The organism is Pseudogemmobacter hezensis (genome assembly GCF_013155295.1).
GTDB classification, from domain to species: domain Bacteria; phylum Pseudomonadota; class Alphaproteobacteria; order Rhodobacterales; family Rhodobacteraceae; genus Pseudogemmobacter; species Pseudogemmobacter hezensis.
The window spans coordinates 1-26,007 of record NZ_JABJXT010000023.1 but is presented as its reverse complement, the minus strand read 5'-3'; the positions used below and the strand labels follow the sequence as shown (position 1 = coordinate 26,007).

The window sequence follows — 26,007 nt, the reverse complement described above, 5'->3', positions numbered from 1 at the left end:
GAACCGCCGCCGCATATAAGGAAAGATCAGCGGTGTTCAACAGAAGGGGGGGCGAAAGGTCAAGCGCTTTCGCCGCAAAAGCCTGCCTTCGTCAGCCCGGTCTCAGGGTTTTGCGATCTTATGGCCAGGTTTTTGCCCCCGGGACACGGGCATATTCATCTGCCGCTGGCCCCGATCCGGGGAATGCGATCAGGGCGGCTTTGATGCTTGCGGATCCACTCGGTCGCGTCTTCGGGCTGCAAGGGGCGCTCAATGCCGTAGCCTTGCACAAAGCCACAGCCCAGTTGCGAAAGCATCGAGTGCTCATTCGCCGTTTCCACCCCCTCAGCCAGGGTCTCCAGCCCCAGCCGGTCGGACAGGGAAATGATCGCAGCGACCATACGCTGCTGATCGCGGTCCTGATCGACACGGGTCACGAAGCTGCGGTCGATCTTCAGGCGGCGGATCGCAAAGCGACGGATCGTAGAAATCGAGGCGTGTCCGGTGCCGAAATCGTCAAGATCAATCCCGCAGCCCATCGCAGCCAGCTGGGCAATGTTTGAAACAATCACATCGTTTTCGGCCTGGGCGACTACCGTTTCAAGGATCTCGACGGTCAGACGCGCGGGCTTCAGGGCAAAGCGGTCCAGCTCCCAGCGGATCCGGTCAGGCAGCCGCGGATTTCGCAACTCTGCCGCCGAGAAATTGACCGAGACCGAGGGCACCTGCAGCCCGGCCTTGTCCCATGCGCTAAGCGCGATCAGCGAATTGGACAGCATAGCCTCGCTCAGGCGATCACTCAGATCGCTGCTTTCGACCAGAGGCAGGAAGTCTCCTGGCGGAATGACCCCCCGTGTCGGATGATGCCAGCGGGCCAATGCCTCAAGCCCGGAGATCTCGCCGGTATCCGTTGAGATCTGCGGCTGGAACCAGGCCTTTATCTCACCCTTGTCCAGCGCCTCTTCAAGATCGTCGCGCAGGGCCGCCCGTGCCACTTTGCGTTCGGCCATATCGCGCGAAAACGCCCGAATCGCCCCCGGCCCATGCGCCATCGCCTCATCCGCTGCGGCCTGAGCCGCATCCAGCAACGAGCGCCCCGTCGCCTCGGGCGAGAGGCCACCGATGCAAAAGCCGATCGAGCAGGTGATGTAAAGGCGCGCGCCCCCAAGCGAGATCGGCTCTGCCACGGCATCCTGCAGCCGCGAGCAAAGCTGGATCATGCTTTCAAGATCCAGCCGCCGCACTGGTGACATTACCACAACCGCCGATGCGCCTAAGGGGTTCGTCACGAAATCGCCCGCCCGCAGCGCACCGCGAATACGATCCGTCGCCCTTTCAAGCACCTCGGCATGGGCTGCGCGACCATGGCGTTCCAGGATGACAGAGAGATTGTCGAACTGAACGATCACACAGGCGGTGTTTCGGCCATTTTCGGAAACCGAAGGCAGCATGCGATCCATAGCCGAGATCGCGCGCTGCAAAGAGCTGCCCTCGTCCTGATCCCCGGCGATCAGCGCGGTCCGCCCTGGGTCGGGCCCTGCGATGGCAATGATCAGGGGAAGTCCCAGAGCGATCAGAATAAGCGCCCGCTCACCGCCCAGCCAGAAGCCGGCAAGGGTCAGCGCGGGCAGGAACAAGAGGAACTCAGGCCGCCGGAACCATCCAAAGGGCCTCAGAATCCGGCGCGTGCGGGCTGAAAGCTGAAGAACCGACATCCTGAAACCCTTTCCACGAAGGCATTGGCCAGGGCAAAGCCCGTGACCACCGCAGAAGAGCATTGGCGAAACCGGTATGGGCTTTCTTAATCCGGCAGACGAAGTTGCTTCGAATTTTCATCAACTTCTCCGGGCTTACCCAATGCCAGGCCCAGAAAATCGAAGATCCCGGGGTCGGCCAGATGCGATGGCCGCACATTCATCAGCGAGCGGAACATCACCTGGCGGCGGCCGGGCGTGCGGGCCTCCCATTCATCCAGCAGTTTCTTGACCTGGGCGCGCTGCAACCCCTCCTGGCTGCCACACAGATCGCAGGGGATGATCGGGTAATTCATCGCCCGGGCAAAGCGGTCACAATCGGCCTCGGCCACGAAGGCAAGCGGGCGGTAAAGGAAGAGATCGCCCTCTTCATTCACCAGTTTCGGCGGCATGCTGGCCAGCCTGCCACCATGGAAAAGGTTCATGAAAAACGTCTCGAGAATATCGTCACGGTGATGGCCCAGGACCACCGCCGAACAGCCCTCTTCGCGTGCAATACGGTAAAGATTTCCACGCCTTAGCCGAGAGCACAGCGAACACATCGTGCCGCCAGGCTTGATCTTTGAGGTCACCACCGAATAGGTGTCCTGATACTCGACCCGGTGCTCGACGCCCATCTTCTGCAAAAACTCGGGCAGCACAGTTGAGGGAAAGCCGGGCTGGCCCTGATCAAGGTTGCAGGCCAGCAGATCGACAGGCAAAAGCCCGCGCCATTTCAGCTCGTGCAGGACCGCCAGCAGCGTGTAGCTGTCCTTGCCGCCAGAGAGGCAAACCAGCCAGCGCGTGCCGGGCTGGATCATGCCGTAAGCGTCCATCGCCTCGCGCACCTGCTGCACCAGCCGCTTGCGCAATTTGCGAAATTCGGTGGACTTTGGCGCCCCGTAAAACAGCGGATGGATGTCGTCGGCTTCGTCCAGCATCGGCTGCCTCATATTCAAATGCTGCGGAGAAATGGCCCCGGACGGTTAACAGGTCAAGCCCTCTGGCTGCCCTTTACCCGCCCTGACGCCTGGTGCGCAGCTTTGCGAAATACTCGATTCGCTTGCGAAGTTCACGTTCAAACCCACGTTCGGGCGGATTGTAATAGACCGGGCGCTTCATGCCCTCGGGGAAATAATCCTGTCCCGAGAAACCATCCTCGGCATCGTGATCGTAATCATAGCCGCCACCATAGCCGATTTCCTTCATCAGCTTTGTCGGCGCGTTCAGGATGTGGCGCGGCGGCATCAGCGATCCGGTCTCTTTCGCCGCCGCCCGCGCCGCCTTATAGGCGACGTAGACCCCATTCGATTTCGGGGCCAGCGCCAGATAGACGACCGCATTGGCCAGCGCCAGCTCGCCTTCGGGCGAGCCAAGCCGCTCATAGGTGTTCCAGGCGTCAAGGCAAACCGATTGCGCCTGGGGGTCGGCCAGGCCGATGTCCTCGATGGCCATGCGGGTAAAACGACGGGCCAGAAAACGCGGATCCTCGCCGCCTTCCAGCATACGGGCGAACCAGTAAAGCGCCGCATCCGGGTCAGAGCCGCGCACCGATTTATGCAGCGCGGATATGAGGTTGTAATGCTCGTCGCCGGATTTGTCGTAACGCGCCGCCCGGCGCATCAGGCGCTTTGACAGCTCATCACGTGACAGCGGCGCGGTGACTTTCCAGGCTGCGACCTGCTCGATCAGGTTCAAAAGCGCCCGCCCGTCACCATCGGCCATCTCAAGCATCGCATCACGCGCCTCGCCCGAAAGCGGCAGGGCGCGGGCCAGCTCGCGCTCGGCGCGTTGGGTCATATGTTCGAGATCGGTCAGGCTGAGGCGTTCCAGCACGATCACCTGTGAGCGCGACAAAAGCGCGGCGTTCAGCTCAAACGACGGGTTTTCGGTGGTGGCACCGACCAGAAGAATGGTGCCATCCTCCATATAGGGCAGGAAGCCATCCTGCTGCGCCTTGTTGAAACGATGGATCTCGTCAACGAATAGAAGCGTGCCCTGGCCATTGCCGCGCCGGATTTTCGCCTGTTCAAAGACCTTCCGCAGCTCTGGCACCCCGGTGAAAATCGCCGAGATCTGCACAAAGGCAAGGTCGGTATGATCGGCCAGCAGCCGCGCAATCGTGGTCTTACCAACCCCGGGCGGCCCCCAGAGGATCAGCGAGGACAGGCTGCCCGAAGCCAGCATCGCGCCCAAGGGCCCCTCGGGCGAGAGCACATGGCCCTGCCCGATCACCTCTGACAGGTTGCGCGGACGCAGCCTGTCGGCCAGAGGCCGGGGGGCCAAAGGCGCGACAGGTTTGGGGTCGTTGGAATCAAAGAGATCAGCCATGCGCCCAGCTTTGCACGAAGCGCTTACAGCCGAAAGCGCAGCCTGATCGGGCGACCGTCGCGGATCAGCTCGACCTGCCAGCGCCTTGCGCCCAGCTGTGCCACCGCCTGCACATCGCCCGGCACCATGACCGGGTGATCATTCAGCACCGTCAGGATATCGCCCGGCTGCAGCCCGGCCTGGGCGGCAATCCCCTCGGCACCCGTCACGATGACGCCGGTGGCCTGCAAGGGCAGCCCATATTCCGCAATCAGCGAAGGGTTGATCCGCGCCAGAGACAGGCCCTGCAGGCCGTCGCCCGCATCCAGCGTCAGCGCCTCACGGTCGGGGGTATCGGGGGCCGGGCCCAAAAGCACCTCGCCGGAATGGGTCTCACCATCATGCAGCCAGGTCAGCGGCACCCCCTGCCCTGCCCCCGAAACCGACAGGCGGTAAACAAATTCCTGCGGAGAGTTGATCGCCTGACTGCCAAGGCTGAGGACGATATCCCCCTCAACCAGCCCGGCCGCCGCAAAGGGGCTTTGCGGGTGCAGGTCCGAGATCAGCACGCCCTGCGGCACATCCATCCCAAGCGCCTCGGCCATGCCGCCATCGACGATCTGGCCCGAAATCCCCGCCCAGGGCCGGGTGAAACTGCTGGCGCCCTCACGGGCCTCGGCCACCACCCGCGCCACCAGGTTCGACGGAATCGCAAAACCAATCCCGTTCGAGCCGCCGCTGGTCGTCACAATCGCCGAGTTGATGCCGATCAGCCGCCCCTGCATATCGACAAGCGCACCGCCCGAGTTGCCCGGATTGATCGGCGCATCGGTCTGGATGAAATAGCCCGACCCGTCACCCACCTGCAAAGCCGAACGCGCCAGCCCTGAAACGATGCCAGAGCTGACCGTCTGCCCCACCCCAAAGGGGTTGCCAATCGCCAGCACCAGATCACCGACCTCAAGCGCCTCGCTGTCGGCGATCTCCAGCGCAGGCAGCGGCGTATCCACGTCGATCTTCAGCACCGCCAGATCGCTCTGGCGATCCGACAGCAGCACCCGCGCCGGATATTCGCGCCGATCCGACAGCACGACGCGGATATCGGTGGCATTGCCGGTCACATGGAAATTCGAAACCACGATTCCATCGGGCGAGACGATCACACCCGAGCCCAGCGAATTCTCCATCCGCTGGCGCGAGGGGCCAAATTCATGCCCCATCCCCCGCATGAACTGATCGAAAAAGGGATCCCCCGCAAAGGGGCTGCGCCGGGTTTCAACCAATTGGCGCACATAGATATTGACCACCGCAGGCGAGGCCGATTTCACCACCGGCGAGAAAGACATCGCCATCTGCGCCTGGTTTTCGGGGAGGGTGACTGGCGGGCTGGTCTGCGCCCCCAGGGGGCCGCCCGCAACCAGCGCCGCCAGCAGGATCGGCAAAGTCAGGGCTGGCAAAATCAGGGCCGGCGTGGTCCGGCACGAAAAGGTAAAGGGGCGCATCGCATCTCTCCGATCAGCCTGTTCTTGTCGCTGCCAATATGGCCCCCGCATGGCTGCCAGACAACTGCACGATCCATCACAGAAGCCTGAGGCTGACCGCCTTCCGGATCGCATCCATCGTCGATCTGGCTGCCAACCGCTGTCGCGCAGTTTGCACACTGCGCGACACACCATCGCCAGAGGGCCCGGGCAACGGCTTTCTGTCCGGTCGCGCCAAATCTGACGGTAAGGCGCCGATATTTCCTTCCGGCAACCACAGCCTGCGCAATCCGGGGATGCCCCCGCCCGCATCAAAGGGCCAAAACGACAAAACCCGCCACAAGGGGCGGGTTTTGCGTAATCTGCACCTGCACCCGGGAACCGGGCACAGCCTGCACTTATTCTTCGACAGCTTCCAGACGGGCGCGGTCAGCCGCACCTTTCGCCGAGGTGTCACGGTCAACAAACTCGATGATCGCCATCGGAGCCATATCGCCATAACGGAAACCAGCCTTCAGAACGCGCACATAGCCGCCCTGACGGTCTTTGTAGCGCGGGCCGAGGATAGCGAAGAGCTTCTCGACGTCTTTGTCTTCTTTCAGCTGGGCAGCAGCCTGACGACGGGCGTGCAGGTCGCCACGCTTTGCCAGCGTGATCAGCTTCTCGATGATCGGACGCAGTTCCTTCGCTTTCGGAAGGGTAGTCTTGATCTGCTCGTGCTCGATCAGCGAGCCGGACATGTTCGAGAACAGCGCCTTGCGGTGCTCATGGGTGCGATTCAGGCGACGGTAGCCGCGGGCGTGACGCATGGAAATCTCCTATAGCGTTTTTACTTTGTGTTGCCGGCCTGCGTTGGACCGACGTCGTTGGGGCGGAATTGCCCGGGGATCCTCACTGCCCTCACACACATAGCGGGCGGCGGGGGGTCCGGGGGGCCTTAGCCCCCCGGCCTTGTTCAGAATTGATCCTCAAACCGCTTGGCCAGATCTTCGATATTTTCCGGCGGCCAGTCTTCGACTTCCATCCCGAGATGCAGGCCCATGCCAGAAAGCACTTCCTTGATCTCGTTCAGCGATTTGCGGCCGAAGTTCGGGGTGCGCAGCATCTCGGCTTCGGTTTTCTGGATCAGATCGCCGATATAGACGATATTGTCGTTCTTCAGGCAGTTCGCCGAACGGACCGACAGTTCCAGCTCGTCGACCTTCTTCAAGAGCAGCGGGTTGAATTCGAGGCCCGAATCCACTTCGCCACCACGTGCCGCTTCCGGCTCGTCGAAGTTCACGAACACCGCCAGCTGGTCCTGCAGAATGCGCGCAGCATAGGCCACAGCGTCATCCGGCGTCAGCGAACCGTCGGTTTCGATCTTCATCGTCAGCTTGTCATAGTCCAGCACCTGGCCCTCACGGGTCGGCTGCACTTCGTAAGACACGCGCTTGACCGGCGAATAGATCGCATCGATCGGGATCAGACCGATCGGCGCATCCTCGGGGCGGTTCTTATCGGCCGAGACATAGCCCTTGCCGGTATTCACCGTCAGTTCCATGAAGACGTCAGCGCCGTCATCCAGGTGGCAGATCACGTGATCCTTATTCAGGACCTCGATGCCATTGGTTTCCGAGATCGACGCGGCGGTGACAACACCCGGGCCGCGCGCAGAGATCGACAGGCGCTTCGGCCCCTCGACTTCCATCTTCAGCGAAACGCCTTTCAGGTTCAGCACGATATCGGTCACGTCCTCACGAACGCCCGGCACCGAGGAGAACTCATGCAGGACATTGTCGATCTGAACGCTGGTGATAGCCGCGCCTTGCAGCGACGACAGCAGAACGCGGCGCAGCGCGTTCCCCAGCGTCAGACCAAAGCCACGCTCCAGCGGCTCTGCGATGACCGTGGCCACGCGCGATGCGTCATTGCCAGGCTTCACAACCAGCTGCGTCGGCTTGATCAGTTCCTGCCAGTTCTTGTGGATCATGCTATGCCTCCATACCTGCCAGCGCTTCCATGTTCCGGGTGAAGCGAGGGCGCCCGAGGGTCTTTAACGAAATTCTCAAAGTGAGAGCGTCAAACAGGAACAACCGGGCCATGCAATCGCACGGCCCGGCCTTTATCGCAACAGATCAGACGCGGCGACGCTTGGGCGGGCGGCAACCATTGTGCGCCAGCGGGGTCACGTCGCGGATCGAAGTGATCGAGAAACCGACAGCGGCCAAAGCCCGCAGCGCCGATTCACGACCCGAGCCCGGGCCCTGCACTTCGACCTCAAGGGTCTTCACGCCATGTTCCTGCGCCTTGCGGCCTGCGTCTTCAGCAGCCATCTGAGCAGCATAAGGGGTCGATTTGCGCGAACCCTTGAAGCCCATGGTGCCAGCCGACGACCAAGAAATAGCATTGCCCTGAACGTCAGAGATCAGGATCTTGGTATTGTTGAACGAAGAGTTCACATGAGCAACGCCAGCGGCGATGTTCTTGCGCTCTTTACGCTTGCCACCACGGGCGGCTTTCGGATCACGTGCCATGTGTCAGGCCTCCCCTTACTTCTTCTTGCCAGCGATGGGTTTCGCCGGGCCCTTGCGGGTACGAGCGTTGGTGTGGGTCCGCTGACCACGCACCGGGAGACCGCGACGATGGCGCAGGCCGCGATAGCAGCCAAGGTCCATCAGACGCTTGATATTCATGGAAACTTCACGGCGCAGGTCACCCTCAACGGTGAAGTTTGCGTCGATATATTCGCGGATCGCCAGAACTTCAGCATCCGAGAGATCATTGACGCGGCGAGCCGGGTCGATGTTCAGCGCGGTGACGATCTGACCTGCAACATGCGGGCCGATGCCGGTGATATACTGAAGCGCAATCGGAACGCGCTTGTTGGTGGGGATGTTGACGCCAGCAATACGTGCCACGCGTATATTCCTTTCGTTGCGGTTCCGTAGCTCCAGAACCTTTTTTCACAACCGGCCAGATAATCTGCCCCGGCCGATTCGATCTTCCCTGCAAAGGGAAACCCCGGAATGGTGATTCCACCCGGGACGCTGTGCAATATGGTCAAAAGCCCTGCGGGTCAAGGCCCGCAGGGATATTTTCATGCCTTGTCAAGAACTTTCGCAATGGCAGCGGCAACGCTCTCCATCGCGGCCATACCGTCGACCTGGGTCAGGCCGCCTTTGGCATAGTAATAGCCCAAAAGCGGCGAGGTCTGCTTGTAATACTCGCGCAGGCGGCGGGCAAAGACCTCGGGATTGTCGTCGGGGCGCACCGGCTGGCCCGCCCCAGCGGTTTCCTCGGCACGTTTCACGATGCGACCAACCAGAGCCTCATCATCGACGACCAGCTCGATCACTGCGTCCAGCCCGGTGCCTTTGGCCGCCAGCAGTGCCGCCAGCGCATCCGCCTGCCCCAGGGTGCGGGGGAAGCCGTCGAAGATGAACCCACCGGGCGCACCCTTGTCCAGCTGCTCGGCGATCAGGCCGATCACGATCTCATCGGTTACCAGCTGCCCGGCATCCATGATCGCTGCGACCTTTTTTCCCATTTCGGTGCCCGAGCTTTTGGCCGCGCGAAGCATATCGCCGGTCGAAAGCTGAACCATGCCGCGCCCGTCCACGAGCCGCTTGGCCTGGGTGCCTTTGCCGGCCCCGGGGGGGCCGAGCAGGATGATGTTCTTCGCCAAGGCTAATCCTCTCGCTTATCGACGGGCCGGCGCACGCGGGCCGGTTTTGCGCTTGCCGCGCAGCTGCGACTTTTCGATCAGGCTTTCATACTGATGCGCCAGCAGATGCGACTGCACCTGATTGATCGTGTCCATGGTCACCGAAACCACGATCAGAACCGAGGTACCGCCAAAGTAGAAAGGCAGGCCAAGGTTGGCGATCAGGAATTCGGGCAGCAGACAGACGGCGGTCAGATAGGCCGCGCCCAGCACCAGAACCCGGTTGGTGACATAGGTCAGGTAATCCTCGGTCTTTTTGCCAGGACGGATGCCCGGAATAAAGCCGTTCTGATTCTTCAGGTTCTCAGCCACCTCATCAACCTTGAAGCTGACGTTGTGGGTGTAGAAATAGCTGAAGAAGACGATCATCAGCGCCAGCATCACCGCATGCAGCGGGGTGCCATAGCCCATGTAAAGCGCGATCCAGTTCAGCACCGGATTGGTGGTATTGCCCGAGAAGGTGCCAATGGTGGTCGGCAACAGCAGGATCGACGAGGCGAAGATCGCCGGGATAACGCCCGCCGGGTTCACCTTGATCGGCAGATGCGAAGAGCCGCCGTCATAGACCTTCATCCCCACCTGACGGCGCGGATACTGGATGTGGATCTTGCGAAGCGCACGCTCCATGAACACGACAAAGGCGATAACCACCACGACCATGACGATCACACCCAGGATCACCGGGGTCGAGATCGCGCCCGAGCGGCCCTGCGCCAGGAATTGCATCAGCGCGGCCGGGATCTCGGCGACGATGCCGACGAAGATGATCAGCGAGATGCCATTGCCGATGCCGCGTGCGGTGATCTGCTCACCCAGCCACATCAGGAACATGGTGCCACCAACCAGCGTGATCACCACACCCGCGATGAAGAACATCCCCGGATTATGTGCCAGATCACCAGCCTGCAGCGAGGCGGCGATGCCATAGCCCTGGGCAATCGCCAGGATCACGGTGCCGTAACGGGTGTACTGGTTCAGCTTTTTGCGGCCCAGCTCACCCTCTTTTTTCAGGTTCTTCCAGGGCTCATACATCGTGCCCAGCAGCTGGACGATGATCGAGGCCGAGATATAGGGCATGATGCCAAGGGCGAAGATGCCCATCCGGCTCATGGCGCCGCCGGTGAAGAGGTTCAGCATGCCGCCGATCCCCTGCCCGATCTCTGCCCAGGTATTCTTCAGCGCCTGACCTTCGATCCCTGGCACCGGAATATAGGTGCCAAGCCGATAGATGATCAGCAGGCCGATCGTAAAGAAAATGCGTTGGCGAAGATCGGTCGCCTTGGCCAGTGCCCCCCAGGAGAGGTTGGCGGCCATTTGCTCTGCGGCAGATGCCATTTCCGGTCTCTTTCATGGACAGCGCCGCCGGACCGTTCTCCGATCCGGCGGCGCAGGAAAACTGAGTGGAGATGTAAGCGACGATTTCGCCGCTCACAACCGCTTTATTGGGCTTATGCAGCCGCAGCAGCCTCTGCTTTCACCGTGATCGAGCCGCCAGCAGCCTTGATGGCCTCGACAGCAGCAGCCGAAGCGCCGGTCACGTTCAGTTTGACAGCCGATTTGATCTCGCCCTTGTTCAGGATGCGGATACCGTCGCGCTTGTTGGTGGTCAGGCCAGCTGCAACCAGCGCGTCCTCGTTGATCTCGGCTTTGATGTCGAGCTTGCCCAGACCGATGAATTTCTCGATCAGACCCAGGTTGACGACTGCAAATTCCTTGCGGTTCGGCTTCGAGAAGCCGCGCTTGGGCAGGCGACGGTAAAGCGGCATCTGGCCACCCTCGTAACCACCCAGAGCCACACCCGAACGGGATTTCTGACCCTTGATACCGCGACCTGCGGTTTTACCTTTGCCCGAACCCGGGCCGCGTGCCACGCGCTTTTTCTTGCGGGCTGCGCCTTCGTTGTCGTGAAGTTCATTCAGTTTCATGTCGCATACTCCTGGCCGGAACAGCCCCGCCTGCGACGGATGGGGCCAACACGGCATTTCTTGGTTGTGAGTCGCAGCCCGATGGGCCACCCTGGGGCCTATAGACCACCACCCAGCCTGTGGCAAGTCCGGCGTCACCGCCGGAACTGCGACCATTATGCACGGTAAAGTCAGCCAACCTCGGGCCGGACAGCAAGCCCGGCCCTTTTTCAGGATAAGAAATGACCGCCCGTTCCAGCCGTGCCCCGTTCCTGTCGTTTGCAGCCGCTTTTGCGCTGGCCGTTACCCCGTTTGGCGCCAGTGCGCAGGATGAGGCCGCCTCGCCAACCGCAGAGCAGGCACAGGCGCAGCCTGCCGATCAACTGGCACCCGCGGCCGGGTCCGAGGCCGCGCCGCCGGAGAACCTCGACGCCTATAAGGCGGCGCTGATGAAGCGCCTTCAAAGACAAAGGCTGAACACGAATGCCCTGCGCGATCAGGGGTTGCGCGGCGAATTCAGCACCCTCGTCGTATTTACAACAGGCCCGGACGGCCGCCTGATCAGCAGCCGTATTGGCGAAAGCTCGGGCAACACCGATTTCGACAATCTGGCAATGGCGACGCTGCGTAGGGCCGAGCCTTTCCCGGCATTCTCACCCGATATCACCGAAGATAGCGTCACCTACTCAATCACCCTCAAAGCGGTGCTGACGGACCCGGTCGCCCCCGAGGTGCCCTCCGATGTACCTGCGGAAGGGTCTGCAAATGTGCCTGACGCTGAAACGCCCGCGACACCGGCTGCGCCCGAACCCGCCGCCGACTAAACGGACCCTTCGGTGGCGGTTGCCGCCCGGGCTTTGAACCAGTCGCACCAGACCTGCGGGTTGCTGCGCACTCTGGCGGTCTGCTGCGCGCGGGCGGCCAGGGCTGCAACAGCGGGGCCAGCTGCACTCAGCTGGTCCATCGCCTCGGCAAGCACCCCGGTGTCTGAGGGCGGCAGCAGCAGGCTGTTGGTCTCATCAACATAATCCCTGACACCAAGCGAGTCGGTAATCGCCAGCGGCACCCCCAAAAGCTGCGCCCCGACCAGGGTGATATGCCCGTTCGGCGTGCGCCCCTCACGCAGCGGCAAAAGCATCCCGGCGGCCCCGGCAACCAGCCCCCAGGCCTGCGGCGCGGGCAGATTGGTAAAGGCGCGGACATTCGGGGGCAGATCCAGCCCGGCCAGGTTATAGGGCCGGGCAATCACCACCAGCCGCAGATCGGGCCGCAGCCGGGCCGCGGCCAGCAGCGTCTGATAATCACGCCCCTCACCGCCAAGCGCCACCAGCCAGGGGCGATCAAAGGGCGACTCGACCGGACCGGGCTGCGGGGCCTGCATCGCCCAGGGCAGAAAGCTGAAACGCTGGGATTCCAGGCCGAAATGGCGTGAGTAGAGATCACGCTCGAAATTTGAAAAGATCACGAATTCATCAACCCGCGACAATGCAGCGCGGTAGGCCCGCAGCTTCCGCCCCTGCGGCAGATCGGTAAAATTGAAGGCAAACGCGATATGGCGCGCCCCCTGCCCTGCCAGCGCCGCCACCCGCAGCGTGGCCCCCGGCAGGTGACTGACCAGGGTCGCATCAACCCGCATCCGCGCCGCCCGCACCGCCCGCCGCGCCGCCGCCCAGGAATTCAGCCGCAGCCCCCATGACCGGCTGCCAGGCGCGATCACATGACATTCAGAGGTCAGACCAGGGATCTGGCACGAGGGATCGGGAAAGCGCCAGTCAGGCCCCATCAGCTCGGAATAATTCACCAGATGCACGCCCGCCCCCTCTTTCTGGCGCCCCCTCTTTCCGGCCATTGTAACCGCAGCGGCGCAAAAATGAAAACGCCCCGGTCAGAAACCGGGGCGTTTTCAGAAATGTGAAGAGGCTCAGCCGCGCTCTTCGATGATCTTCACAAGATGCGGGATCTTGTTGACCATGCCGCGAACCGAAGGGGTATCTTCCAGCTCACGGGTGCGGTTCAGCTTGTTCAGGCCAAGACCGATCAGGGTCTGGGTCTGGATCGCCGGGCGACGGGCTGCCGAGGCGTATTGCTGGACGACGATGGTTTTCTTAGCCATTTCGATCAGCCCTCCACAGCTTCGGGCGCAGCTTCAGCTTCCGGCTTGCGCAGGATGTCAGCCACTTTCTTGCCACGACGTGCAGCAACCGAACGCGGCGAGTTCTCTTTCGAGAGGCCTTCGAAGGTTGCGCGGATCATGTTGTAGGGGTTCTGCGAGCCGAGCGACTTCGCAACAACGTCCTGCACGCCCAGCATCTCGAACACAGCGCGCATCGGACCACCGGCGATGATCCCGGTACCGGGAACTGCCGAGCGGATCACAACGCGACCTGCACCGTGACGGCCTTCGATGTCGTGGTGAACGGTGCGGGCGTCTTTCAGCTGCACACGGATCATCTGACGCTTGGCCTGCTCGGTCGCCTTGCGGACGGCCTCCGGCACTTCTTTCGCTTTACCCTTGCCGAAGCCGACGCGGCCACGCTGGTCGCCAACAACGACGAGAGCAGCAAAGCCAAAGCGCTTACCGCCCTTGACGGTTTTCGACACGCGGTTGATCGCAACCAGACGATCTGCGAATTCCGGGGTTTCTTCGCGGCTTTCGCGGCGATCCCGGCGGTTTTCACGTTCTGCCATGTGACAGTACCTTTCCGTGAATGGCACGGGGCTAGCCGCGCCTGATTAGGGTCAATCCAGGTGGGCGCCACCAAAGCGACACCCCCGGATCATCGGGGCGGCCCAGGCTGATTAAACAACCAGCGCCGCCCGCATGGATCAGAACTTCAGACCACCTTCACGGGCAGCCTCGGCCAAAGCCTTGATCTTGCCGTGGAAGAGGAAGCCACCGCGGTCGAAGTAAACTTCTTCCACACCGGCCTTTTTGGCGCGTTCTGCAATCGCTGCACCCACTTTCGCGGCTGCTTCGACGTTGTTCTTGCCAACGACGCCCAGTTCTTTTTCCAGCGAGGATGCTGCGGCCAGGGTCACGCCATTCACATCGTCGATCAGCTGAACGCTGATGTTTTTCGACGAGCGGTGAACGGAGAGACGCAGACGACCTGCATTCGCCGATTTGATTTTGTTCCGTACGCGCAAGCGGCGCTTCAGGAACAGCTCTCTTTTTGTCAAAGCCATTTTTGCGCCCCTTACTTCTTCTTGCCTTCCTTGCGGAAGACGAACTCGCCCTTGTAGCGGATCCCTTTGCCTTTATAGGGCTCGGGACGCTTCCAGTCGCGGATGTTCGCTGCCACCTGGCCGACTTCCTGCTGATCGATGCCCTCGACGGTGATCTCGGTGGGCTTCGGGGTCGTAACAGTGATCCCCTTCGGCACTTCGAAATTCACTTCGTGCGAGAAGCCGAGAGACAGTTTCAGAACATTGCCAGCCATCGCCGCGCGATAACCAACGCCCTGAATTTCCATCTCTTTCTTGAAGCCGGTGCTGACACCGATCACAAGATTTTCGATCATCGAGCGCGACATGCCCCATTGCTGACGGGCAATTTTGGAAAGGCCACGCGGGGTGACTTTCACTTCATTGCCCTCAACAGTGACCGACACATTGTCGCCAGCGGTGAAGGAACGGGTGCCTTTCGGCCCCTTGACTTCGATGGTCTGACCAGAGACGGACGCGGTAACGCCCTTCACCAGTTCGACGGGTTTCTTGCCGATACGAGACATTAAACCCTCCTCAGAACACGGTGCAAAGCACTTCGCCGCCAACATTGGCTGCGCGTGCATTTGCATCCGACAAAACGCCCTTCGGGGTCGAGACGATAGCGACGCCCAGGCCATTGCGGACCGAGGGAAGCTGCTCAACGCCCATATACACGCGACGGCCCGGCTTCGAGACCCGCTTCAACTCGCGGATGACCGGCTCGCCTTCGTAGTATTTCAGGCTGATGGTGAATTCGCCCTGACCATTCGAGGTCTCAGCTTTTTCATAACCGCGGATGTAACCTTCTGCCAGCAGCACGTCCAGGACGCGGGCACGCAGGGTCGAAGCCGGGGTGGAAACCGTGGACTTGCCGCGCAGCGACGAGTTACGGATACGGGTCAGCATATCGCCGATGGGATCATTAACAGGCATCTGCTCTCTCCCTTACCAGCTCGACTTGACCATGCCCGGGATCTGGCCGAACGAGGCCAGTTCACGCAGCATGATCCGCGACAGTTTCAGCTTACGGTAGTAAGCATGCGGACGACCCGTCAGCTGGCAACGGTTGTGCATGCGCACAGCCGAAGAGTTGCGGGGCATTTCAGCCAGTTTCAGAGTCGCAGCAAAGCGCTCTTCAATCGGCTTCTCTTGATCATTGATCACCGCCTTGAGTGCAGCGCGCTTGGTTGCGTGACGTGCAACCAGCTTTTCGCGCTTCACTTCGCGGTTCACCATGGATTTCTTCGCCATGTTTCAGGTTCCTCGCGATCAGGCCGTGAACGGCATGTTGAAATGCTTCAGCAAGGCTTTTGCTTCGGCATCCGACTTGGCGTTCGTGCAGATGATGATGTCCATACCCAGAACCTCATCGACTTTGTCGAATTCGATTTCCGGGAAAACGATGTGCTCTTTCAGGCCCATGGCATAGTTGCCACGGCCGTCAAACGAGGTGCCTTTCACGCCGCGGAAGTCGCGGACGCGGGGCAGAGCCACGTTGATCAGACGATCAAGGAATTCATACATCTTGTCGCCGCGCAGCGTGACTTTGGTGCCGAGCGGCATCTCTTCACGAACGCGGAAGCCTGCGATGGATTTCTTGGCCTTGGTGATGACAGCCTTCTGGCCAGCAATCTGCGAGAGTTCCTCGGAGGCTTGCTTGACTTTCTTGGTGTCTTTCACCGCTTCGCCGACGCCCATATTCAGGACGATCTTGTCAAGGCGCGGGATCTGCATGTCGTTCTTATAGCCGAATTCGGCTTTCAGAGCGGCGCGGATCTTTGCCTTATACTCGGCTTTCAGACGCGGGGTATATGCAGCGGTGTCGAGCATATCAGATAGCCTCCCCGGTGGTCTTGGCGAAACGGACTTTCTTGCCGTCTTCCTCACGGAAGCCGACGCGGGTCGCTTTGCCATTCTTGTCGAGCAGAGCAAGGTTCGACAGGTCAATCGGCATCGCTTTCGGGATGCGGCCGCCCTGGCTGCCTGCGGATTGCTTGGTGTGACGGATCGCGATGTTCACGCCATCGACCACGGCTTTGTTGTCCTTGGGCGAAACGGACGAGATTTCGCCCTTCTTGCCCTTGTCCTTGCCGGTCAGAACGATAACGGTATCGCCTTTTTTCAGCTTAGCAGCCATATCACAGCACCTCCGGCGCCAGCGAGATGATCTTCATGAAGTTCTTCGCGCGCAGCTCACGAACGACCGGCCCGAAGATACGGGTGCCAACCGGCTCGCCCTGATTGTTCAGGATGACGGCAGCGTTACGGTCAAAGCGGATGGCGGTGCCATCTTCGCGGAAAACTTCTTTCGCGGTGCGAACGACGACGGCTTTACGCACGTCACCTTTCTTAACGCGACCCTTAGGAATCGCCTCCTTGACCGACACCACGATGATGTCGCCCACGGATGCGTAGCGGCGGTGCGAGCCGCCCAGAACCTTGATGCACTGAACCCGGCGGGCGCCGGAGTTATCAGCTACATCCAGATTGGTCTGCATCTGGATCATTTGGTTTCTCCCGACCTTCGGGGACAGCGATCAACCGCCCCGGGGTATCGCTCAGTTATAAGCTGAACGGTATGGAGAGGACTGATTGCTCAGGCCTCGACCACCACCGTCCAACGCTTCGTCTTCGAAATCGGCGCGCACTCTTCGATACGAACAGTGTCACCCACTTTGAATTTGTTTTCCGCGTCATGGGCGCGGTATTTCTTCGACTTACGGACCGTTTTTTGCAGCAGCGGGTGCTTAAAACGACGCTCGACGAGAACGGTAATGGTCTGCTCGTTCTTGTCCGAGGTAACGGTGCCAGTCAGGATGCGCTTCGGCATGGGTCTGATCCTTACTTCGCAGCTTCAGCGGCTTTTTGGCCGAGAACGGTTTTGATACGGGCCACTTCGCGGCGCACGGTGCGCATGCGGGCGGTGTTCTCAAGCTGATTGGTCGCTTGCTGGAAGCGCAGATTGAAGGCTTCCTTCTTGAGCGCGACAAGCTGGTCGCGCAGCTGGTCCGGGGTTTTCCCGGTCAGTTCTTTGGCGGTCATGCGCCTTTTCCTTTTACATTCACCAGAGAGCCCCGGCATATGGCCGGGTGACCTTTGACCTGGTGGATCAATGAAATACCCCCGAATCCGAGTCGCCCCGGAGCCGTGGATGGCGTCTGATACCAGGCAAGCCCCCCCGAGGCAAGCAAAACCTCAGGAAAATCGCATATTCCAGGCGAGGCCAGCCCCCTGCCCTCGCCGGGAGCAGGCGGCTTAACACGCAGCGAACGCCACAGAGGCTGCAGTCACGCAGGCGGCAGCCACGCAGGTGGCCTTCCCCAGGGAAGCAGCAACAGAAGGAGCAGCCAGCTGATGCTGGTTCTTGCTGTGGCGGCGCAGCAACGAGCGTGCCCGACGCCCGGCGATGCAGGGCAGCGCCGCCTCGACCTCAGCCTCGGCCGCAAAGAGCTGCGGGAAAAGGTGGCGCAACTCGCGTTCGGCCTCAGTGCCCAGGCCTGACAAGACCTGATCGCGCGGCAAAAGGCTTTCCGTCAGCAGCCCATTCGACGCAATGATCTGATGCTGATCCAGCAGCAGGTGGAAATAGGTAACCTCTGTCACCTCTGCGGCAATCGTGACCCCCGGCAATCCAACCAGATGTTTGGCGGCGATCAACACCTGTCCCTGACCAAACATCCGCTCTGCGATATGCGAGCTGACCACCACACGATGCTGAGGTGATACCAGCAGATCCTGCGCCGGACGCCCCGGCCCAAACGCATCTGCCGCAATACGCACCGGACGCAGATATCCCGCCACCTGCAGCTGCAGGGCTGAAACCCTGCGTTTGCCGATCCAACGGATCGGGCGTGCCTCTCCGCTGGCGGTCATGATCTGATCGCCAGCCGCCAGATCCTCAATTGCCCGTTCACCCGTTGCGGTGGCGATCAGGGTTCCGGCGGCAAAGCAGGGCGCGACCGGAAGATCGCCGACGAATTCAGGCGGGAAGCTTGTCGCAGCACTGAAGCCGCCAGTCGCGGCATCGGTATTGTCAGACTGGTTTGCGACGCTCGTGATATGGATCTGGTCAATCGCCCAGGAATTCAGTGTCGTTTCCCAGGCTGACTGGTCCAGATAATATGGGCGCATAAAGATATCGCCATTTTCCATCTGCACGACGACACCGCGCAGATCGACGGTGCTATGGACATGTCCCTGCGCATTGGCGGCCGGATTGCCTGGTTCATAGCGCACCACGTCAATCGTCACCTTGACCACGACATGGCTGGTATAGACCGCATGCCTGGTGATGCTGCCGCCACTTCCGTCGTTGAGCGTATAGGTCAGCTCATCAATGCCACGCCGGAAATTGTTGCCCGTCGGCACGTTGCCAGTGACCTGAACGCCCTGCATGCCGTCGGAGTCAAAACTCCAGCCGGCAACGACCTGCGCCTCTGTTTCCGAGGTGCTGCGCGCCGCACCCACCCCATTCCAGTCAGGGTTAATCAGGGCGGGCTTATTGCCCAGATAGATATAGGTCGGAGTGTAAATCGCCATTCTGTCCTCCTGGCCTCGGATCTGTGTCCGATGTTTCAGACCTCAAATGCTGTCGCAGGGTCTTCGGGCCGCAGGATACATCGTTGAGTTGTGTTTGCCATTGCGAAATCACCTCAGATTTCCCGATGCCCCCCCCGCAAAACAAAAACCCCCGCCGAAGCGGGGGTTTGCAGAAATTTCAGGCGCTGTGACTTACCAGTCTTCGCGCTGGATGATGCGGGTGGTCACCGGCAGTTTCATCGCGCCGAGACGCAGTGCTTCACGGGCGATTTCCTCGCCCACACCGTCGATCTCGAACATGATGCGGCCCGGCTTCACGCGGGCTGCCCAGTAATCCACCGAACCTTTGCCCGAACCCATCCGGACCTCGGTCGGCTTGGCCGAAACCGGGGTATCCGGGAAAATACGGATCCAGACACGGCCCTGACGCTTCATGTAACGGGTGATCGCGCGGCGAGCCGCCTCGATCTGACGGGCCGTCACACGCTCCGGCTCGGTCGCTTTGAGGGCGAAGGAACCGAAGTTGAAGGTGGAACCGCCTTTTGCCTCGCCGGAGATCCGGCCCTTGTGCATCTTGCGGAATTTAGTGCGCTTTGGTTGCAGCATTGTTCAATACTCCTCAGGCGCGCTCACGGTCGCCACGCTCACGGCGCGGACCGCGGGGTGCCGGAGCATCCGCTGCCTCTGCCAGGCGACGATCGTGTGCTTGCGGATCATGCTCAAGGATTTCGCCTTTGAAGATCCAGACTTTCACGCCGATGATCCCGTAGGGGGTTTCGGCTTCCGACAGCGCATAGTCGATGTCAGCACGAAGCGTATGCAGCGGCACGCGGCCTTCACGGTACCATTCGGTACGCGCGATTTCCGCACCACCCAGACGACCAGCCACGTTCACACGGATGCCCAGGGCGCCCATGCGCATCGCGTTCTGAACGCCACGCTTCATCGCACGACGGAACGACACGCGACGCTCCATCTGTTGTGCGATCGACTCGGCCACCAGCTGGGCATCGACTTCGGGCTTGCGCACTTCGACGATGTTCAGATGCAGTTCCGAGGCGGTGAAAGCAGCGACCTTCTTGCGAAGGGTCTCGATGTCAGCGCCTTTTTTGCCGATGATCACACCCGGACGTGCCGAGTAGATGGTCACGCGGCACTTGCGGTGCGGACGCTCGATGACGACTTTCGAGATGCCGGCCTGTTTGGCTTCTTTGTGGATGAACTCGCGGATGCGGAGATCTTCCAGAAGCAGGTTGCCGAAGTCTTTCGATTCAGCGAACCAGCGGCTGTCCCAGGTGCGGTTGACCTGAAGACGCATGCCGATCGGATTGACCTTCTGTCCCATTATGCGGACTCCCCGGACTGACGAACCTTGATGGTGATCTCAGAGAACGGCTTCATGATCTTGCCGAACCGGCCACGAGCCCGCGGACGGCCCCGCTTCATCACCAGGTTCTTGCCGCACCAGGCTTCGGCCACGATCAGGTTGTCAACGTCGAGACCATGGTTATTCTCGGCGTTCGCAATCGCGGACTGCAGGACTTTCTTCACTTCGCCAGCGATACGACGCTTGGAGAAGGTCAGGTCGGCCAGCGCCTTGTCGACTTTCTTGCCACGGATCAGGCCCGCAACCAGATTCAGTTTCTGGGGCGAGGTGCGCAGCATACGTGCAACGGCCATCGCCTCATTATCCGCCACGCGGCGCGGATTTTTTTCCTTACCCATGGCTTACTTCCTCTTGGCTTTTTTGTCGGCAGCATGCCCGTAGTAGGTACGGGTCGGCGAGTATTCACCGAATTTCTGACCGATCATTTCCTCGGTCACAGCGACCGGGACGTGCTTTTTGCCGTTATAGACGCCGAAGGTAAGCCCGACGAATTGCGGCAGGATGGTCGAGCGACGCGACCAGATCTTGATCACTTCGTTCTTGCCCGAAGCCTTCGACGCCTCTGCCTTTTTCAGGACATAGCCATCGACAAACGGGCCTTTCCAGATGGAACGTGCCATGGATCAGCGCCCTTTCTTCTTGGCGTGACGCGAGCGGACAATGTATTTATCCGTGGTCGAGTTGCTGCGCGTACGGGCGCCCTTGGTGGGTTTGCCCCAGGGCGTAACCGGGTGACGGCCACCCGAGGTCCGGCCTTCACCACCACCATGCGGGTGGTCGATCGGGTTCATCGAGACGCCGCGGACAGTCGGGCGCACGCCTTTGTGGCGCATACGACCGGCTTTACCGAAGTTCTGGTTCGAGTTGTCGGGGTTCGACACGGCACCGATGGTGGCCATGCATTCCTGACGGACCAGACGCAGCTCGCCCGAGGACAGGCGGATCTGAGCATAGGAACCGTCACGACCGACGAATTGTGCATAGGTGCCTGCAGCGCGTGCCAGCTGGCCGCCCTTGCCTTGCTTCAGTTCCACGTTGTGCACGATGGTACCGATCGGCATGCCCGAGAAAGGCATCGCATTGCCGGGCTTCACGTCGACCTTTGCACCGGCAACCACCTGGTCACCAACTGCAAGACGTTGCGGCGCGAGGATATAGGCCTGCTCGCCGTCTGCATAACGCACCAGTGCAATGAATGCGGTGCGGTTGGGGTCGTATTCGATCCGTTCGACGGTCGCTGCGACATCCCATTTTGCGCGTTTGAAATCCACGATACGGTAGAGGCGCTTTGCCCCGCCGCCCTGGTGGCGCACAGTAATCCGTCCGGTATTGTTCCGGCCACCATGTTTGCGCAGACCTTCGGTCAGCGCTTTAACAGGACGGCCTTTCCACAGCTCCGAACGGTCGATCAGAACCAGCCCGCGCTGGCCTGGCGTCGTAGGTTTATAAGACCTGAGTGCCATGTTCTCTGTCTTCCGTTTGCTTCTGGGCCATAAGTGCCGCCCGGTGGTCTGATGACCTTTGGTCGGCTTTTCGGCCCTGGGTTAAGGGCTCCGAAGATCCCCGGCTGAAATGTCCTTATCCCTTCCAGGAAAGGATTCGGACAAAACCAAAGACCCCCGGACGAATCCGGGGGGCTCTGGAATGGATGGCTCGTAACAGAAAGCGGTCTGCGCAGCAACAGCCCAATCCGCCTTTTTCCGCAAAAGCCCTGCCCCGGCAGGGGGCACAGGGAACCAGAGCCGGGGGGCGCCATCTTTCTCAGGGCGTTTTCGACAGGAACAGCTCTTCTGCTGCGGCGTCATAGGCGACATAGCCGACCGTTTCAGGCTGGGCGGCACCGCTGCGGATCTCGACCACCGTGCCATCGACGGGGCGAATGTGGCCGATCAGCAGCTGGTCAGCGACGCCTTCCTCGATCAGCGCAACAAAGGCACCATCCTTCCAGACCGCGATCTTGCCGTCGAAGAACTCGCAGGCCCCGCCCTCTTTCGGGGTGGCAATGGCGGCGAAGCTGACCAGCTCGAAATCATAGAAAGAGACTTCGCTGGTCACCACCCAGTCGCCATCCGCAAGGATCTTCCCCGGCTCCGAGAGATCGTCGCTGGCCGGATAGCATTCGTTTTGGGCCTGGATTCCCACCGGATTGTCGGTCACGGCATCACCACCGCTGACCTGAAATTCCGGCAGGGTTGACGAGAAGATAAACGCATTGCCAGCCGCGGGCAGCGCCAGCGAAAGCCCGATGGCGAAAAGGGCGGTTTTTGAGAATGACATGTTCACTCCGATATGAGGATGCCATGCCCGGGCAGCTGCATTGAGGCCTGGGCACCTGCCCTCTTTTGCCCGCATCAGGGCAGGCTTACAATGCAGGTATCCCCTGGGTTGACAAAACCCGCCAGTTGCTCAGCCGGGCGCTCAGGCGACCTGCTCTAACCGGGCTTTTTCGCAAAGCGGATCCCGCGCCAGAACAGGCGTCACCGCCGCAACCATCGCCTGATAGCTGTCTGCGTAGAAATAAAGCGCCGTCTCGGTCGGTCCCTGCCAATACCCCCAGTAATGCGGGATATCGGCCAAAGCCGCGCCAATCGCCTCAATCGTGCTGTTCACATCCGAAGTCTCATAGACCTCTTTCGGCAGATCGGTGCCATTGAGGAAGATGCCCAGACCTTCGGTTTTGCCAAAGGGGATGGGATCCCGGTCGGAAAACTGCAGCTCTGACCCCTTCGGGGCCCCAATCTGCAAAAGTGTCTCAAGCACCGTCGTGATGGTTGTATCCGAAAGGTCATGCAGACCAATCTCCAGGTCAATCCAGTCGATCCCCGTTTCCCTGGAAAACATGGTGCCGCCGCCGCTGACAGTGCCGAGGCCCCGCGCCTCAAGCTGCGCAGTCAGCGGCTCCTCAAAGACAAAGCCACGATCCAGCGGCTGCAGCTTCGCGTTCAGCTTCGCGGTGACGTAATGGGGAAACTCTGGCGCAGGCGCAGGCTTGCGGCCGAAAAGCCTGGATATCCATCGCAAAATCACAACCGCACCTCTGCTTTACACATGGCGCAATGCTAGCCTGACCCAGGCTTCGCGCAAAGAAAAAAGCCCCCGCTTGCGCAGGGGCTTTCCGATAGGAATATCAAACGATCAGAGGCCGGTCGACACGTCGATCGTGTTGCCCTCTTCGAGGGTAACATAGGCCTTTTTCACGTCCGAACGCTCACCGGCGCGGCCGCGGAAACGCTTGGCCTTGCCTTTGGTGATGGTGGTGTTGACGGCTTTGACCTTGACGCCAAAGACAGCCTCAACGGCCTCTTTGATCTGCGGCTTGGTCGAATCCATCGCAACCTGGAACACAACCGCACCATTTTCCGAGGCAAGCGTTGCCTTCTCGGTGATGATCGGCTTGCGGATCACGTCGTAATGTTCAGCTTTAACGCTCATTTCAGGCGAGCCTCCAGAGCTTCGATACCTGCTTTGGTGATCACCAGGGTGTCACGCTTCAGGATATCATAGACATTGGCGCCGATGGTCGGAAGAACGTCCACGCCTTCGATGTTGCGGGCAGCCAGCGCGAAATTCGCGTCAACCGTCGCACCGTCGATGACCAGAACACGCTTCCAGCCACGCTCGCCCAGGGTCTTTGCCAGAGCGCCGGTTTTCGCATCGGCCAGCGCGAGGCTGTCGAGGATCACCAGTTCACCAGCTTTGGCCTTGGCCGAAAGCGCGTGGCGCAGACCGAGCGCACGGAACTTCTTCGGCAGGTCATGGGCGTGCGAGCGCGGGGTCGGGCCCTTGGTCACACCACCGTGACGGAAGATCGGGGCCTTCTTGGAACCGTGACGTGCGCCGCCGGTGCCTTTCTGGCGATAGATCTTCTTGGTCGAGTAAGACACTTCGCCGCGGGTCAGCGTCGAATGGGTGCCTGCCTGCGACTTTGCACGCTGCCAGCGCACAACGCGGTGCAGGATGTCTGCGCGCGGCTCAAGGCCGAACAGAGCTTCATCCAGGTCAACCGAGCCAGCGGCGCCGCCGTCGAGTTTGATCACATCAAGTTTCATGCTTCACCCCCTTCGACTGCTTCCACAGCCGGAGCAGCTGCAGCTGCCGAACGCAGAGCCGCCGGACGCGGTGCATCAGCATGCGGAGCTTTTTTCACGGCATCCTTGACAGTGACCCAACCACCGGCTGCACCGGGGACTGCGCCCTTGACCAGGATCAGGCCACGCTCTGCATCGGTTTTCACCACTTGCAGGTTCTGGGTGGTGACGCGCACGGCACCCATGTGACCAGCCATTTTCTTGCCTTTGAACACCTTGCCGGGGTCCTGGCACTGACCGGTCGAACCATGCGAACGGTGCGAGATCGACACACCGTGCGAGGCGCGCAGACCACCGAAGTTGTGACGTTTCATCGCACCGGCAAAGCCTTTACCGATCGAGGTGCCGGCGATGTCGACGAACTGGCCTGCGACGTAGTGCTCAGCCGAAAGCTCGGCGCCCACTTCGATCAGGTTGTCAGCCGAAACGCGGAACTCAACCAGCTTGCGCTTGGGGGCAACATTCGCTTTGGCGAAGTGGCCACGCTGCGCGGCGGTGGTGCGCGAAACTTTTGCCGTGCCTGCACCCAGCTGAACAGCGGTATAGCCGTCAACTTCGTCGGTGCGGTTTGCCACGACCTGAAGCGCGTCAAGCTGAAGAACCGTGACCGGGATCTGCTTGCCGTCTTCCTGGAACAGCCGGGTCATGCCCAGCTTCTTTGCGATAATACCGGAACGCATCTTTGCCCCCTTACACCTTGATCTCGACATCCACGCCAGCGGCGAGGTCGAGCTTCATCAGCGCGTCCACGGTCTGGGGGGTCGGATTGACGATGTCGAGAAGACGCTTATGGGTGCGGATTTCCCACTGGTCGCGCGACTTTTTGTCGATGTGCGGACCACGGAGAACCGTGAATTTCTCGATTTTGTTCGGCAGCGGGATCGGCCCGCGGACTTCTGCACCGGTGCGCTTGGCCGTGGAAACGATTTCCTGGGTGCTGGCATCCAGCACGCGGTAATCGAAGGCCTTGAGGCGGATGCGAATGGTCTGACCTTGCATTGCTTCTTCCTTCGGAACGTCATGGTAAAGCCAGGATGGCCGCACCCGATAGGTTCACATTGTTGACGGTCTTTTTCTCTGAACGGGCGGAATGACCAACCCACCCGAAGAATCAGGCATATGGCAGTTTTCCTGCCACGCGCCCCTTTTGCACCAATCCCCCTCAAAAGCAAGGGCGCCGATGCCGCCAGCCCGCAGTTTTCCCGACAGGACCGCAAAGCAGGCAAAGGCCCAGGCCGTCAGGCACCAAAGCAGACCTGATGATGAGTGGCCACGAAAAAGGCCGCCCGTTTCGGGGCGGCCTTTCGTAATCAGGTCGTCATCTGCGGGCTTGTGGCCCCCAGATCACTTGCGGATCACTTGATGATTTTCGCAACAACGCCTGCACCAACGGTGCGGCCGCCTTCACGGATAGCGAAGCGCAGCTTCTCTTCCATGGCGATCGGAGCGATCAGCTCGACTTCGAACTTCAGGTTGTCGCCCGGCATAACCATTTCCGTGCCTTCCGGCAGTTTCACCATGCCGGTCACGTCGGTGGTGCGGAAGTAGAATTGCGGACGGTAGTTCGCGAAGAACGGGGTGTGGCGGCCGCCCTCTTCTTTGGTGAGGATATAGGCCTCAGCCTCGAATTGGGTGTGCGGGTTAACCGATTTCGGCTTCGCCAGAACCTGACC

General features: G+C 60.7%; 37 protein-coding genes. 1 reads left to right on the top strand and 36 read right to left on the bottom strand.

Annotated elements, in window-relative coordinates; translation table 11 throughout:
- Positions 1 to 155 precede the first annotated feature (155 nt).
- From HOY34_RS18760 to rplO, 11 genes are all read right to left on the bottom strand, one after another.
- Positions 156 to 1,694, bottom strand: coding sequence for a putative bifunctional diguanylate cyclase/phosphodiesterase (locus HOY34_RS18760; RefSeq protein WP_172365696.1), 1,539 nt, complete (start codon positions 1,692 to 1,694; stop codon positions 156 to 158).
- 86 nt (positions 1,695 to 1,780) lie between these two features.
- Positions 1,781 to 2,653: a tRNA 2-thiocytidine(32) synthetase TtcA gene (ttcA, locus tag HOY34_RS18755; protein WP_172365694.1), complete on the bottom strand. Its 873-nt coding sequence runs from the start codon at positions 2,651 to 2,653 to the stop codon at positions 1,781 to 1,783.
- Positions 2,654 to 2,726: 73 nt separating this feature from the next.
- Complete coding sequence (locus tag HOY34_RS18750) at positions 2,727 to 4,043, bottom strand: replication-associated recombination protein A (protein WP_172365692.1); 1,317 nt, start codon at positions 4,041 to 4,043, stop codon at positions 2,727 to 2,729.
- A 23-nt stretch (positions 4,044 to 4,066) separates the two neighbouring features.
- Positions 4,067 to 5,524, bottom strand: a complete 1,458-nt coding sequence (locus tag HOY34_RS18745; protein ID WP_172365690.1) for a trypsin-like peptidase domain-containing protein — start codon at positions 5,522 to 5,524, stop codon at positions 4,067 to 4,069.
- A gap of 377 nt (positions 5,525 to 5,901) precedes the next feature.
- Complete coding sequence (gene rplQ, locus HOY34_RS18740) at positions 5,902 to 6,312, bottom strand: 50S ribosomal protein L17 (RefSeq protein ID WP_172365688.1); 411 nt, start codon at positions 6,310 to 6,312, stop codon at positions 5,902 to 5,904.
- A 146-nt stretch (positions 6,313 to 6,458) separates the two neighbouring features.
- The gene (locus tag HOY34_RS18735) at positions 6,459 to 7,475 is read right to left on the bottom strand and encodes a DNA-directed RNA polymerase subunit alpha (protein ID WP_172365686.1); all 1,017 of its coding nucleotides are present in this window, start codon (positions 7,473 to 7,475) and stop codon (positions 6,459 to 6,461) included.
- A gap of 145 nt (positions 7,476 to 7,620) precedes the next feature.
- Positions 7,621 to 8,019: a 30S ribosomal protein S11 gene (gene rpsK / locus HOY34_RS18730; protein WP_172365684.1), complete on the bottom strand. Its 399-nt coding sequence runs from the start codon at positions 8,017 to 8,019 to the stop codon at positions 7,621 to 7,623.
- Positions 8,020 to 8,034: 15 nt separating this feature from the next.
- Positions 8,035 to 8,403 (bottom strand): 30S ribosomal protein S13, encoded by a 369-nt coding sequence (rpsM, locus tag HOY34_RS18725; protein WP_172365682.1) that lies wholly within the window; start codon positions 8,401 to 8,403, stop codon positions 8,035 to 8,037.
- Between the two features lie 179 nt (positions 8,404 to 8,582).
- Positions 8,583 to 9,170, bottom strand: coding sequence for an adenylate kinase (locus HOY34_RS18720; RefSeq protein ID WP_172365680.1), 588 nt, complete (start codon positions 9,168 to 9,170; stop codon positions 8,583 to 8,585).
- A 15-nt stretch (positions 9,171 to 9,185) separates the two neighbouring features.
- Positions 9,186 to 10,544 carry a preprotein translocase subunit SecY gene (gene secY, locus HOY34_RS18715; RefSeq protein ID WP_172365678.1) on the bottom strand — a complete coding sequence of 453 codons (1,359 nt, stop codon included), beginning with the start codon at positions 10,542 to 10,544 and terminating at the stop codon, positions 9,186 to 9,188.
- A 113-nt stretch (positions 10,545 to 10,657) separates the two neighbouring features.
- A complete protein-coding gene (gene rplO / locus HOY34_RS18710) occupies positions 10,658 to 11,134 on the bottom strand; it encodes a 50S ribosomal protein L15 (protein WP_172365676.1) in 477 nt (158 codons plus the stop codon).
- A gap of 221 nt (positions 11,135 to 11,355) precedes the next feature.
- On the opposite strand from rplO, the gene HOY34_RS18705 reads away from it, so the two are divergent.
- Complete coding sequence (locus HOY34_RS18705) at positions 11,356 to 11,937, top strand: TonB family protein (protein WP_172365674.1); 582 nt, start codon at positions 11,356 to 11,358, stop codon at positions 11,935 to 11,937.
- Here HOY34_RS18705 and HOY34_RS18700 read toward each other — a convergent pair.
- The 25 genes from HOY34_RS18700 to HOY34_RS18580 form a co-directional block, all read right to left on the bottom strand.
- A complete protein-coding gene (locus HOY34_RS18700) occupies positions 11,934 to 12,962 on the bottom strand; it encodes a glycosyltransferase family protein (protein WP_172365672.1) in 1,029 nt (342 codons plus the stop codon). The genes HOY34_RS18705 and HOY34_RS18700 overlap by 4 nt on opposite strands.
- Positions 12,963 to 13,034: 72 nt before the next feature.
- Positions 13,035 to 13,226, bottom strand: coding sequence for a 50S ribosomal protein L30 (gene rpmD, locus HOY34_RS18695; protein ID WP_112311946.1), 192 nt, complete (start codon positions 13,224 to 13,226; stop codon positions 13,035 to 13,037).
- A gap of 5 nt (positions 13,227 to 13,231) precedes the next feature.
- On the bottom strand, positions 13,232 to 13,801 hold the full coding sequence (gene rpsE / locus HOY34_RS18690; protein ID WP_172365670.1) for a 30S ribosomal protein S5: 570 nt from the start codon (positions 13,799 to 13,801) through the stop codon (positions 13,232 to 13,234).
- A 138-nt stretch (positions 13,802 to 13,939) separates the two neighbouring features.
- Positions 13,940 to 14,299: a 50S ribosomal protein L18 gene (gene rplR / locus HOY34_RS18685; RefSeq protein ID WP_172365668.1), complete on the bottom strand. Its 360-nt coding sequence runs from the start codon at positions 14,297 to 14,299 to the stop codon at positions 13,940 to 13,942.
- 11 nt (positions 14,300 to 14,310) lie between these two features.
- Positions 14,311 to 14,844, bottom strand: coding sequence for a 50S ribosomal protein L6 (rplF, locus tag HOY34_RS18680; RefSeq protein ID WP_172365666.1), 534 nt, complete (start codon positions 14,842 to 14,844; stop codon positions 14,311 to 14,313).
- A gap of 10 nt (positions 14,845 to 14,854) precedes the next feature.
- Positions 14,855 to 15,253, bottom strand: coding sequence for a 30S ribosomal protein S8 (rpsH, locus tag HOY34_RS18675; RefSeq protein WP_092899217.1), 399 nt, complete (start codon positions 15,251 to 15,253; stop codon positions 14,855 to 14,857).
- Positions 15,254 to 15,265: 12 nt separating this feature from the next.
- Positions 15,266 to 15,571 (bottom strand): 30S ribosomal protein S14, encoded by a 306-nt coding sequence (rpsN, locus tag HOY34_RS18670; protein WP_172365664.1) that lies wholly within the window; start codon positions 15,569 to 15,571, stop codon positions 15,266 to 15,268.
- Between the two features lie 18 nt (positions 15,572 to 15,589).
- Positions 15,590 to 16,150, bottom strand: a complete 561-nt coding sequence (gene rplE, locus HOY34_RS18665) for a 50S ribosomal protein L5 (protein ID WP_172365662.1) — start codon at positions 16,148 to 16,150, stop codon at positions 15,590 to 15,592.
- Position 16,151: 1 nt separating this feature from the next.
- The gene (gene rplX / locus HOY34_RS18660; RefSeq protein WP_172365660.1) at positions 16,152 to 16,457 is read right to left on the bottom strand and encodes a 50S ribosomal protein L24; all 306 of its coding nucleotides are present in this window, start codon (positions 16,455 to 16,457) and stop codon (positions 16,152 to 16,154) included.
- Position 16,458: 1 nt separating this feature from the next.
- A complete protein-coding gene (gene rplN / locus HOY34_RS18655) occupies positions 16,459 to 16,827 on the bottom strand; it encodes a 50S ribosomal protein L14 (RefSeq protein WP_112311938.1) in 369 nt (122 codons plus the stop codon).
- Between the two features lie 89 nt (positions 16,828 to 16,916).
- Positions 16,917 to 17,150, bottom strand: coding sequence for a 30S ribosomal protein S17 (gene rpsQ / locus HOY34_RS18650; RefSeq protein ID WP_112311937.1), 234 nt, complete (start codon positions 17,148 to 17,150; stop codon positions 16,917 to 16,919).
- A gap of 11 nt (positions 17,151 to 17,161) precedes the next feature.
- Entirely contained in the window at positions 17,162 to 17,362 is a 201-nt protein-coding gene (gene rpmC, locus HOY34_RS18645) for a 50S ribosomal protein L29 (protein ID WP_112311936.1), read from the bottom strand.
- 213 nt (positions 17,363 to 17,575) lie between these two features.
- On the bottom strand, positions 17,576 to 18,859 hold the full coding sequence (locus HOY34_RS18640) for a Hint domain-containing protein (protein ID WP_172365658.1): 1,284 nt from the start codon (positions 18,857 to 18,859) through the stop codon (positions 17,576 to 17,578).
- Positions 18,860 to 19,051: 192 nt separating this feature from the next.
- Entirely contained in the window at positions 19,052 to 19,465 is a 414-nt protein-coding gene (gene rplP, locus HOY34_RS18635; RefSeq protein ID WP_172365656.1) for a 50S ribosomal protein L16, read from the bottom strand.
- 13 nt (positions 19,466 to 19,478) lie between these two features.
- Complete coding sequence (gene rpsC, locus HOY34_RS18630) at positions 19,479 to 20,204, bottom strand: 30S ribosomal protein S3 (protein WP_112311934.1); 726 nt, start codon at positions 20,202 to 20,204, stop codon at positions 19,479 to 19,481.
- Positions 20,204 to 20,584, bottom strand: coding sequence for a 50S ribosomal protein L22 (rplV, locus tag HOY34_RS18625; protein WP_092899236.1), 381 nt, complete (start codon positions 20,582 to 20,584; stop codon positions 20,204 to 20,206). Before rplV ends, rpsC begins: the two co-directional genes overlap by 1 nt.
- A gap of 3 nt (positions 20,585 to 20,587) precedes the next feature.
- On the bottom strand, positions 20,588 to 20,866 hold the full coding sequence (rpsS, locus tag HOY34_RS18620; RefSeq protein ID WP_172365654.1) for a 30S ribosomal protein S19: 279 nt from the start codon (positions 20,864 to 20,866) through the stop codon (positions 20,588 to 20,590).
- A gap of 3 nt (positions 20,867 to 20,869) precedes the next feature.
- Positions 20,870 to 21,709 (bottom strand): 50S ribosomal protein L2, encoded by an 840-nt coding sequence (rplB, locus tag HOY34_RS18615; protein ID WP_172365652.1) that lies wholly within the window; start codon positions 21,707 to 21,709, stop codon positions 20,870 to 20,872.
- Between the two features lie 298 nt (positions 21,710 to 22,007).
- Positions 22,008 to 22,523 carry a hypothetical protein gene (locus HOY34_RS18610; RefSeq protein WP_172365650.1) on the bottom strand — a complete coding sequence of 172 codons (516 nt, stop codon included), beginning with the start codon at positions 22,521 to 22,523 and terminating at the stop codon, positions 22,008 to 22,010.
- Positions 22,524 to 22,664: 141 nt separating this feature from the next.
- Positions 22,665 to 23,267, bottom strand: a complete 603-nt coding sequence (locus HOY34_RS18605; protein WP_172365648.1) for a hypothetical protein — start codon at positions 23,265 to 23,267, stop codon at positions 22,665 to 22,667.
- Positions 23,268 to 23,381: 114 nt separating this feature from the next.
- Positions 23,382 to 23,678: a 50S ribosomal protein L23 gene (locus tag HOY34_RS18600; protein WP_172365646.1), complete on the bottom strand. Its 297-nt coding sequence runs from the start codon at positions 23,676 to 23,678 to the stop codon at positions 23,382 to 23,384.
- Positions 23,675 to 24,295, bottom strand: coding sequence for a 50S ribosomal protein L4 (gene rplD, locus HOY34_RS18595; RefSeq protein ID WP_172365644.1), 621 nt, complete (start codon positions 24,293 to 24,295; stop codon positions 23,675 to 23,677). Before rplD ends, HOY34_RS18600 begins: the two co-directional genes overlap by 4 nt.
- Positions 24,292 to 25,014, bottom strand: coding sequence for a 50S ribosomal protein L3 (gene rplC / locus HOY34_RS18590; protein ID WP_172365642.1), 723 nt, complete (start codon positions 25,012 to 25,014; stop codon positions 24,292 to 24,294). Before rplC ends, rplD begins: the two co-directional genes overlap by 4 nt.
- 10 nt (positions 25,015 to 25,024) lie before the next feature.
- On the bottom strand, positions 25,025 to 25,333 hold the full coding sequence (gene rpsJ, locus HOY34_RS18585) for a 30S ribosomal protein S10 (RefSeq protein ID WP_092899250.1): 309 nt from the start codon (positions 25,331 to 25,333) through the stop codon (positions 25,025 to 25,027).
- 356 nt (positions 25,334 to 25,689) lie between these two features.
- Positions 25,690 to 26,007, bottom strand: a 318-nt coding sequence (locus HOY34_RS18580) for an EF-Tu C-terminal domain-related protein (protein ID WP_495553237.1), incomplete at its 5' end; no start/stop codon positions are given.

Excerpts from the sequence above, each read along its gene's own strand:
- HOY34_RS18700 (WP_172365672.1), bottom strand. The coding sequence starts at position 12,962 with ATGGCCGGAAAGAGGGGGCGCCAGAAAGAGGGGGCGGGCGTGCATCTG.
- rplN (WP_112311938.1), bottom strand. The coding sequence starts at position 16,827 with ATGATCCAGATGCAGACCAATCTGGATGTAGCTGATAACTCCGGCGCC.
- HOY34_RS18745 (WP_172365690.1), bottom strand. The coding sequence starts at position 5,524 with ATGCGCCCCTTTACCTTTTCGTGCCGGACCACGCCGGCCCTGATTTTG.
- rplR (WP_172365668.1), bottom strand. The coding sequence starts at position 14,299 with ATGGCTTTGACAAAAAGAGAGCTGTTCCTGAAGCGCCGCTTGCGCGTA.
- rplC (WP_172365642.1), bottom strand. The coding sequence starts at position 25,014 with ATGCGTTCCGGTATTATCGCAAAGAAGCTGGGCATGACCCGGCTGTTC.
- ttcA (WP_172365694.1), bottom strand. The coding sequence starts at position 2,653 with ATGCTGGACGAAGCCGACGACATCCATCCGCTGTTTTACGGGGCGCCA.
- rplV (WP_092899236.1), bottom strand. The coding sequence starts at position 20,584 with ATGGGTAAGGAAAAAAATCCGCGCCGCGTGGCGGATAATGAGGCGATG.
- HOY34_RS18760 (WP_172365696.1), bottom strand. The coding sequence starts at position 1,694 with ATGTCGGTTCTTCAGCTTTCAGCCCGCACGCGCCGGATTCTGAGGCCC.
- rpmC (WP_112311936.1), bottom strand. The coding sequence starts at position 17,362 with ATGACCGCCAAAGAACTGACCGGGAAAACCCCGGACCAGCTGCGCGAC.
- rplF (WP_172365666.1), bottom strand. The coding sequence starts at position 14,844 with ATGTCTCGTATCGGCAAGAAACCCGTCGAACTGGTGAAGGGCGTTACC.
- rpsS (WP_172365654.1), bottom strand. The coding sequence starts at position 20,866 with ATGGCACGTTCCATCTGGAAAGGCCCGTTTGTCGATGGCTATGTCCTG.
- rplB (WP_172365652.1), bottom strand. The coding sequence starts at position 21,709 with ATGGCACTCAGGTCTTATAAACCTACGACGCCAGGCCAGCGCGGGCTG.
- rpsJ (WP_092899250.1), bottom strand. The coding sequence starts at position 25,333 with ATGCAAGGTCAGACCATTCGCATCCGCCTCAAGGCCTTCGATTACCGC.
- rpsK (WP_172365684.1), bottom strand. The coding sequence starts at position 8,019 with ATGGCACGTGATCCGAAAGCCGCCCGTGGTGGCAAGCGTAAAGAGCGC.
- HOY34_RS18705 (WP_172365674.1), top strand. The coding sequence starts at position 11,356 with ATGACCGCCCGTTCCAGCCGTGCCCCGTTCCTGTCGTTTGCAGCCGCT.
- rpsC (WP_112311934.1), bottom strand. The coding sequence starts at position 20,204 with ATGGGACAGAAGGTCAATCCGATCGGCATGCGTCTTCAGGTCAACCGC.
- rplE (WP_172365662.1), bottom strand. The coding sequence starts at position 16,150 with ATGCTCGACACCGCTGCATATACCCCGCGTCTGAAAGCCGAGTATAAG.
- rpsE (WP_172365670.1), bottom strand. The coding sequence starts at position 13,801 with ATGGCAGAACGTGAAAACCGCCGGGATCGCCGCGAAAGCCGCGAAGAA.
- rplX (WP_172365660.1), bottom strand. The coding sequence starts at position 16,457 with ATGGCTGCTAAGCTGAAAAAAGGCGATACCGTTATCGTTCTGACCGGC.
- rpsN (WP_172365664.1), bottom strand. The coding sequence starts at position 15,571 with ATGGCGAAGAAATCCATGGTGAACCGCGAAGTGAAGCGCGAAAAGCTG.
- rpmD (WP_112311946.1), bottom strand. The coding sequence starts at position 13,226 with ATGGCTAAGAAAACCATCGTCGTCCAGCAATACGCCTCGGCAGCCCGT.
- rpsH (WP_092899217.1), bottom strand. The coding sequence starts at position 15,253 with ATGCCTGTTAATGATCCCATCGGCGATATGCTGACCCGTATCCGTAAC.
- rpsQ (WP_112311937.1), bottom strand. The coding sequence starts at position 17,150 with ATGCCGAAGCGCATCCTGACTGGCACCGTTACCTCGGACAAGAACGAG.
- rplD (WP_172365644.1), bottom strand. The coding sequence starts at position 24,295 with ATGAAACTTGATGTGATCAAACTCGACGGCGGCGCCGCTGGCTCGGTT.
- HOY34_RS18610 (WP_172365650.1), bottom strand. The coding sequence starts at position 22,523 with ATGTCATTCTCAAAAACCGCCCTTTTCGCCATCGGGCTTTCGCTGGCG.
- HOY34_RS18735 (WP_172365686.1), bottom strand. The coding sequence starts at position 7,475 with ATGATCCACAAGAACTGGCAGGAACTGATCAAGCCGACGCAGCTGGTT.
- HOY34_RS18600 (WP_172365646.1), bottom strand. The coding sequence starts at position 23,678 with ATGAGCGTTAAAGCTGAACATTACGACGTGATCCGCAAGCCGATCATC.
- rplQ (WP_172365688.1), bottom strand. The coding sequence starts at position 6,312 with ATGCGTCACGCCCGCGGCTACCGTCGCCTGAATCGCACCCATGAGCAC.
- HOY34_RS18640 (WP_172365658.1), bottom strand. The coding sequence starts at position 18,859 with ATGGCGATTTACACTCCGACCTATATCTATCTGGGCAATAAGCCCGCC.
- rplP (WP_172365656.1), bottom strand. The coding sequence starts at position 19,465 with ATGCTGCAACCAAAGCGCACTAAATTCCGCAAGATGCACAAGGGCCGG.
- HOY34_RS18750 (WP_172365692.1), bottom strand. The coding sequence starts at position 4,043 with ATGGCTGATCTCTTTGATTCCAACGACCCCAAACCTGTCGCGCCTTTG.
- secY (WP_172365678.1), bottom strand. The coding sequence starts at position 10,544 with ATGGCATCTGCCGCAGAGCAAATGGCCGCCAACCTCTCCTGGGGGGCA.
- rplO (WP_172365676.1), bottom strand. The coding sequence starts at position 11,134 with ATGAAACTGAATGAACTTCACGACAACGAAGGCGCAGCCCGCAAGAAA.